At 28.0% G+C, this 7345-nt stretch carries 8 protein-coding genes; 5 read left to right on the top strand and 3 right to left on the bottom strand.

Annotation, left to right across the window (positions count from 1 at the left end; genetic code table 11):
• The first annotated feature begins 233 nt into the window (after window positions 1–233).
• The 4 genes from B2W91_RS10245 (at window position 234) to B2W91_RS10230 (ending at window position 2320) form a co-directional block, all read left to right on the top strand.
• Complete coding sequence (locus tag B2W91_RS10245; protein WP_291580529.1) at window positions 234–392, top strand: DUF1540 domain-containing protein; 159 nt, start codon at window positions 234–236, stop codon at window positions 390–392.
• Window positions 393–450: 58 nt separating this feature from the next.
• Entirely contained in the window at window positions 451–606 is a 156-nt protein-coding gene (locus tag B2W91_RS10240) for a DUF1540 domain-containing protein (RefSeq protein ID WP_291580527.1), read from the top strand.
• A 528-nt stretch (window positions 607–1134) separates the two neighbouring features.
• Entirely contained in the window at window positions 1135–1410 is a 276-nt protein-coding gene (locus B2W91_RS10235; protein WP_291580526.1) for a hypothetical protein, read from the top strand.
• 19 nt (window positions 1411–1429) lie between these two features.
• Window positions 1430–2320 carry a polysaccharide deacetylase family protein gene (locus tag B2W91_RS10230; RefSeq protein WP_291580524.1) on the top strand — a complete coding sequence of 297 codons (891 nt, stop codon included), beginning with the start codon at window positions 1430–1432 and terminating at the stop codon, window positions 2318–2320.
• 39 nt (window positions 2321–2359) lie between these two features.
• On the opposite strand, the gene B2W91_RS10225 is transcribed toward B2W91_RS10230, so the two are convergent.
• Window positions 2360–4381 carry a thioredoxin domain-containing protein gene (locus B2W91_RS10225; protein ID WP_291580522.1) on the bottom strand — a complete coding sequence of 674 codons (2022 nt, stop codon included), beginning with the start codon at window positions 4379–4381 and terminating at the stop codon, window positions 2360–2362.
• A gap of 408 nt (window positions 4382–4789) precedes the next feature.
• Here B2W91_RS10225 and B2W91_RS10220 point away from each other — a divergent pair, with 408 nt between their 5' ends.
• On the top strand, window positions 4790–5452 hold the full coding sequence (locus B2W91_RS10220) for an L-2-amino-thiazoline-4-carboxylic acid hydrolase (RefSeq protein WP_291580520.1): 663 nt from the start codon (window positions 4790–4792) through the stop codon (window positions 5450–5452).
• Window positions 5453–6143: 691 nt separating this feature from the next.
• Here B2W91_RS10220 and B2W91_RS10215 read toward each other — a convergent pair.
• Both B2W91_RS10215 and B2W91_RS10210 read right to left on the bottom strand, forming a co-directional pair.
• Window positions 6144–6863: a thioesterase domain-containing protein gene (locus B2W91_RS10215; RefSeq protein WP_291580531.1), complete on the bottom strand. Its 720-nt coding sequence runs from the start codon at window positions 6861–6863 to the stop codon at window positions 6144–6146.
• Window positions 6842–7282 carry a phosphopantetheine-binding protein gene (locus B2W91_RS10210; protein WP_422653271.1) on the bottom strand — a complete coding sequence of 147 codons (441 nt, stop codon included), beginning with the start codon at window positions 7280–7282 and terminating at the stop codon, window positions 6842–6844. The genes B2W91_RS10215 and B2W91_RS10210 overlap by 22 nt, the downstream gene beginning before the upstream one ends.
• Window positions 7283–7345 lie beyond the last annotated feature (63 nt).

The following is a 7345-nucleotide window of genomic DNA, read 5'->3' as shown; positions in this document are numbered from 1 at the left end:
AAATAATTTCAACCTTAATTGTAAATTATGCATTATTTTAAGTTGTGAACTGTGCATTGCGCTTTGAAACACTCAAGGGTGTAATTATATTGGCCTATATATTAACTTTTAAGGTAGCTTGTTCATATATTTTATTAATTTCAAAGATAGATCTAAAAGAATAAATACTTTTTTAAATACACACACTATGATATGAACATAACAATATTTGAATTTAGAAAGAGGGTGTAATTATGAAAAATGATAGCATTATGTGTACTGTTAATGAATGTAAATATCATTACAAGCAAGAGGATTATTGTACATTAAACAAAATAGAAGTTGTAAAACATGAAGGTCATGCTGATTCTGTAAAATGTACAGATTGTGGAAGTTTTCAAAAAGAACACTAATTAATAAACTTACTACTAGGCAATTGAAAATATTATATATGGATAAGGAGATGTTTTTATGAATCATAATTCAAGCATAGGATGTGTAGTAACTGAATGTAAACATCATTGTAAGGATGATAACTATTGTACATTAAATACAATCCAAATTGTTAAACACGAACAAGAAGCTAAAGTAATTGAATGTACTGACTGCGGAAGCTTTGAAAAATAGCATTAGGAAATAAAAAAATAGCACGATAAGTGCTGTTTTTTTATTTTCTTTTAGATACCNNATTCTACTTTATATGATATAATTACCAATAGAATATTGGTAATTTAAATAGGATTAAATTATCAATTTTAACTTTATGTAAAAATTTGATGATTTATCTTAAATATTTACATTAATAATCTAGGATATATACTCTTAAAAATGCATATGTCTTTAAGAGTATACCTTTATATAAAATCTTGTAAATAAAGTATTAAAACAATTCTTATATAAAGTTGGTAATTTTGGCGCTTGTAACTAATTTGTAAACCATAGTAATTGAGATTTATTTATACTAAATGTTGATTGAGGACTATGAAATAAAATAACTGGTTAAAGATATACTAATATTTTTCTATATTTTCTATATTATATAATTAAATAAGTTTTCTTTGCTTAATTATTAAAGAAATTAGATTAGCATACTAGCTAATTACTTTTTGAATATTCTTAAATATGTACAAACTATAAATTAAAGGGAGAGTTGTTATGTTAGAGGTATCATCACGTAGAGCATCTAGACGAAAAAAATCTTCTAAGCTTAGAAGAATAGTTGTAACTATTTTATGTGCTGTTGTATTAGCACTATTTCCATTCACTAATTCTAAAATAAAAAAATATAATGAAGAAAATGGTAAATTAAAGACAGAGATAGAAAAATTAGAAAAAGAAGCTACTGATTTAAAATCTAAAAATGATGAATTAAGCCAGTCTAAAACTGAATTAGAAAATAAAATTAATTCTCTTCCAAAGAGTTCAAATTAAATATTAAGGAGGATGCGTTATGGGGAAAAAGAGTACAGGCTTTAATATAAAAAAAATATTGCTATTATCTTTCATATTATTAACCCTATCTGCTACTATTTTTAGTCACGCAAGAGTTATAATGGCTGTATCTCAAAATAAAAGATTAAACAATAAAATTGAAGAAATAAAAGTTTCTAAAGAAACTCTAACAAAAGAAAATGAAGATTTACAAATTGAAGTACAAAATAAACAAAAAAATTATGAACAAGCACTTTCAAAAGTTAAAATTGCTTATTTAACTTTTGATGATGGTCCTTCTAAGCATACTAGAAATATTTTAGACACCTTGGATAAGTACAAAATTAAGGCTACATTTTTTGTAAATCATAAAGATGGTATGGATGATTTATATAAAGAGATTGTTAATCGTGGGCATGTTTTAGCAAATCATACTTCTTCACATAATTATAAGAAAGTTTATCATTCAAAAGAGAGCTTTGTAGAAGATGTACAAAAACTTGACAATGAACTTAAAAGAATTACAGGAAAAGAACCTTCTAAAATTTTAAGATTCCCAGGTGGTTCAAATAATACAATAAATCTAAACTATAATCATGGTGAAAATTTCATGAAAGAATTAGCTCAGCACATGACTGATTTAGGCTATACCTTCTATGATTGGAATGTAGATTCAATGGATGCAGCTACTTTTAGACAAGACAAAAATATAATTGTTAATAGAGTATTAGAAGATGCTAAATATGTTAAGCATGCCAATATATTAATGCATGATTTAGATCCAAAAGATACTACGCCAGAAGCACTTCCTGAAATAATTGAGGGATTAAAAGCTCAAGGCTTTATATTTGAATCACTAAATCATGAATCACCTAAAGCACAATTTACACAAGTTGTTGAAAAAAAATAATTTAAGCCCCAACATTGGGGCTTTTTAGTTTTGATACTTTTAATTGTTTAATATGTTTTTCAATTCATTTATATGTGTTATAGGAGTTTTGCAATTATAATTTTCGCATACATAAATAGTAGTTTTATTATCTATCATCTCTTTTGAATCTAAAATCATGTTACGTTCTTTTCCTCTTAAGGTTATCAAAGTAAAAGGATTATATTTATTATTTATCTCCTTTAAAATACTATCAATTTCTTCTTTCTTATCTCCTACAATAGTTATTTCTCTTATGCTATATTCCCTATACATATAAGCTATTACTGAAAATAAATAATACATAGGATCTTCCTTTATTTTTCCTCCAAAGACTTTAAAGTTCTTATCTACTATATCTATATATTTATCCTTACCTGTAATATAATAAAGCTTTAAAAGAGCTAATGAGGCTACTCCGTTTCCAGAAGGTATAGCTCCATCATAGATTTCCTTAGGTCTTACAATTAATTCCTCATCATCGCTACCATATAAGAAGAATCCTCCATTTTCTTCATCCCAAAATAGCTCTATCATTTCATCACTTAATTTTATTGCACTTTCTAAATATTCTATTTTAAAAGTACTTTCATAACATTCTATAATAGCCCAAATTAAGAAAGAATAGTCATCAATGATACCTTTGTGTGCTCTATGTTTATCTCTATATCTAGTATACAAGCGTCCTTTTTCATCTATTAAATTATTTAAAATAAAGTTCAATGCTTTTTCACTAAACGCTATATACTCTTTATTCTCTAGTAATCTTCCACCTAAAGCTAATGAAGTTATCATTAGTCCATTCCAAGAAGTCAATATTTTATCATCCTTATGTGGATGAATTCTTTCTTCTCTATAATTAAAAAGCTTTTTTCTTATAACTTCTAATTGTTCTTTGTATGGACTTAATTCTTTTAAATCTGTATTTATAAGATTTGGTATGTTAGCTCCTTCAAAGTTTCCATCAGTTGTTATATCATAAAACCTAGCGTATAAACTAACTTCTTCTTCATTTAATATATTTTCTATCTCCTCTAAACTCCATAAATAGAATTTACCTTCCACTCCTTCGGAATCAGCATCCTCTGCAGAATAAAACCCTCCTTCTGAAGAAGCCATATCCCTTAAAATATAAGTAAATATATTATCTGCTACTTCCTTATAAAGTTCTTTTCCAGTTAATTTATAAGCTTCTGTATAGGCCATGGCTAAAAGAGCATTGTCATATAGCATCTTTTCAAAGTGAGGCACTAGCCATCTTATATCTATAGAATACCTGGCAAAGCCAAATCCCACATGATCAAAAATACCTCCTTTATACATTCCTTCTAAAGTTTTATCTATAATTCTTAGAACTTCCTCATCCTTATTATTTTTATAATATCTTAATAAAAATAATATATAATGAGTAGTTGGAAATTTAGGTTCCTTTCCAAATCCACCATACTCTTCTTCAAAATGTTCTTTCAGCTCTTCTACAGCTTTTTCTATAACCCCTACGCTCAGATCTCCTTCCTCTATATTGCTAGAATTATTTCTCATATAATTCAATAGGTTTTCGCTAGATTGTAATACCCTTTTATTGTCTTCCGTCCATAATTGATTTATGGAATTCAAAATATCAATAATTCCTTTTATACCAAACCTACTTTTTTTAGGAAAATATGTACCTGCAAAAAAAGGCTTTCTATCTGGAGTTGTTACTATATTAAGTGGCCATCCGCCACTACCAGTGTAAGCCTGGCAAAAATTCATATATATACTATCTATATCCGGTCTCTCTTCCCTATCGACCTTTATAGCAACATAATTGTCATTCAATACCTTTGCTACTTCCTCATCCTCAAAAGATTCTCCTTCCATAACATGGCACCAATGACAAGTAGAATAACCTATACTCAAAAATATAGGTTTATTTTCTCTCTCAGCCTTTTCAAAAGCTTCTTCACCCCATGGATACCAGTCTACAGGATTATGTGCATGCTGTAATAGGTATGGTGATTTTTCATTTATCAATCTATTAGATTTTTTACTTTCAGTCATAGGGCATTACCTCCTTATTTTTAGCTAAAATTATTAAAATTAATTGCCTTTTTATTATCTTCAATTTCATCAACTATATTCTTTATACAATAGTATTTAATATTGTATAAATGACTGGTATATAATGTGCATGTATTGCATAATTATGGTATGGTCATACGAAGTGAAGATTATTTATATAATATTGCTATGGAAATGTGAATCTATAATGAAAATATATCAACCAAAAATATTCCATACTTAATAAATGAGAACATTGGCTAATTCATTTTTTAATCTATGTGCTTGTGACTGTAATATTGCTTGAGGCTATGAGAAGACACTGATAAATGTTCGATTTAATTTAGAGCTATACATCCATATTCCCAAAGTCACTGTCTGGCTATCTATATGAGGGGGTGGCAGTAAATGAAACTAACGAAAGCAATTTATAGCTTCACAATGACTCGTTCAAAGAAGGCTATTATACAAAAATACGGCAATACCTTTTGGAATGAATTCAAAAACCGTTCGAAAGTACACCTTTTAGAAATACTCCCAAAGGTTATCGATATTGGTGATAGCATATTTGCCTTTAACTATAATTTTTGTCCAGCCTATATTGCATGGTATAAGGCTTTTATGGAGCTTGGATTGTCCATTGAAGATGCTATGAAAGAAATTTGGATGATGAATGAAAAGCTGATTACCACCATTCCAAGCTGCCTGTTGTCTATGTCAGTTAATGCTTACATTGGTAGCTTTCGTAACAAGGCAGCACAGCACGAGCAAAAACAGAAAGCTGGAGTATTGCACCCTTACGATTGGAAGATTGTTTATCGTGAAATTAGTGATAACACCTTTGAATTGGATATTACTGAATGCGGTATGCTAAAAATGAGCCGTGATTTTGATGCAATGGGAATGTATCCAATGATATGCAGAATGGATTATCTCTTTTCTCACTATATGGGCAACGGTTTTGAACGTACCAAAACTTTAGGTGATGGTGATGACTGCTGCAATTGCCGATATCATATTATAGGTAGTTGTGAATGGTCGCCTGAAAGAGGCTTTAAGGATAGGAAATAACCTCACAAAATAATTATAACTAGCCGTTGATAGTCTTTCTGCTTTAGAGAAAATTTTTCTTTATTTATAAATGAAATCAAATAAAATAAAAGCGAAATAATTATTTCGATGACAAACGCAATCTATTATTATGGTGGCGCTGCATATACAAAAGAAACTAGTTAAATCACTCATAATGCTAATTACAATAATCGTATCGATAAAATATTAAAATCAGAAATCCACTGCTATTCAATTATAAAGAGATGCTAATGAATCAATTATAGTAAGACATTAAAATTATATTAACTTGTAGTTAGCTACAGGTGATGATATTCATCACCTGTAATTTACTTTAATATTTTTACATTCAGAGTACTACATTTTACATATTTAACTATATGCCTCACTTGTAAAACATTCAGTACTATTACTAGCATTAGCCATCACTTATACTGTCCTAATATGTTTCTCTAATTTTATTAGAAGTAGCACTGTTCATCTAGTCATAAAGTTCATCAAACTCCTCCCTAATTACATTGTAATTGAATAACATTAATGCTTAATAAATATACTGAGATTATTATAAATATTATAATAATTCCAATTGAACTCTATCTAATTTTACAAAATTTCTCTAAAAAATAATGGTTATTCTATATTGATTAAAAATCTCAATAGAATAACCACTATTATTTAAATGTTAAACTTATTATTTAATAGTCCTGTCTAAATAATCTAGTATAATTTCTGCTAACTTATCTACATATGGTGGTAATACTAAGGTTTCGTGACCACCTGGTATTTCATAAAATTCTAAATCACCTGATACCATATCATCCCAACACTCTGTTTCAAATAATTTATTATGGTTATCTTCTGCCTTTACAACTAAAGTTGGAGATTTAATTTTCCTTGAAAAGAAAATATAATTGCAATGTGACATTAATTCATTCATTAGAAAATTTCTTAGTTTAAATCTATCACTTATTAATTCTATTTGCCTTTCATTAGATATTTTATGTTTCTTCTCTAAAATTTTTTTATATTTTTCAATAGTATAATTCTTATCCTTTCTCATTATTTTTCTCCAAGAATCTAATAATTTCAATAAAAATTCACATTTTTTTATTGGTTTATAGAATGTATGTTTTACATATGGTTCTTGGTCTATTTCAATTATGGCTCCCATTTTCTCACCTTGAAGTTCAAAAATTTTTGCAATATCTCGTACAAAATATCCTCCGATGCAATAACCTGCTAATATATATGGTCCTTCACTTTGAAATTTCCTTATCTCTTTAATATAATCATTTATCATTTCATAAAAGCTTTCAGGTAGCGGCTCCCTTCCTGTTAACCCATTTGGCTGAATTCCATATACACTATACTTTTCTTCAAGAAGCTTTGCTAAATATCTATAATAAAATATATCTCCATCTGCACCATGTATAATAAATATATTTTTATCACTGGNNTAAATATGTGTTTATATTCATTTTGAGTATTACCATTTTTTGTGATATGTTCAACTAAGTCTGCTACCTTTGTATTAATCATTAGATCTGCAACAGTTACCTCGACATCTAATCTATCCTTTATTTCTTTTACAACTTGAATTATATTAATTGAATTTCCTCCAAGTTCAAAGAAGTCATCATTAACATATATATCGTCTAGATTTAATACATTTTTCCATATTTCAACTATAATATTCTCTTGTAAGCTTCTCGGAAGTATTTTGGTGGCATTATCTTTTTTTGTTTCTATATTTAGCAAGCTATTTTTATCAATCTTCCCATTAATAGTTAATGGTATTCTCGGTACTTTTATAAAATAATTTGGAACCATATACTCTGGTAAAGTCGTTTTTACATATTTTCTTAGTTCTCTTACAGATAACTCTCTATCACT

The organism is Clostridium sp. UBA6640, assembly GCF_002455975.1.
In the GTDB taxonomy this organism is placed as follows: Bacteria; Bacillota; Clostridia; order Clostridiales; family Clostridiaceae; genus Clostridium_J.
Note: the sequence above shows the minus strand (reverse complement) of the source record. Positions and strands in the feature narration are given on the sequence as shown.

What these genes read in the sequence shown, in the direction of transcription:
- B2W91_RS10245 (WP_291580529.1), top strand. Translation starts at nt 234, where the DNA reads ATGAAAAATGATAGCATTATGTGTACTGTTAATGAATGTAAATATCAT.
- B2W91_RS10240 (WP_291580527.1), top strand. Translation starts at nt 451, where the DNA reads ATGAATCATAATTCAAGCATAGGATGTGTAGTAACTGAATGTAAACAT.
- B2W91_RS10235 (WP_291580526.1), top strand. Translation starts at nt 1,135, where the DNA reads ATGTTAGAGGTATCATCACGTAGAGCATCTAGACGAAAAAAATCTTCT.
- B2W91_RS10230 (WP_291580524.1), top strand. Translation starts at nt 1,430, where the DNA reads ATGGGGAAAAAGAGTACAGGCTTTAATATAAAAAAAATATTGCTATTA.
- B2W91_RS10225 (WP_291580522.1), bottom strand. Translation starts at nt 4,381, where the DNA reads ATGACTGAAAGTAAAAAATCTAATAGATTGATAAATGAAAAATCACCA.
- B2W91_RS10220 (WP_291580520.1), top strand. Translation starts at nt 4,790, where the DNA reads ATGAAACTAACGAAAGCAATTTATAGCTTCACAATGACTCGTTCAAAG.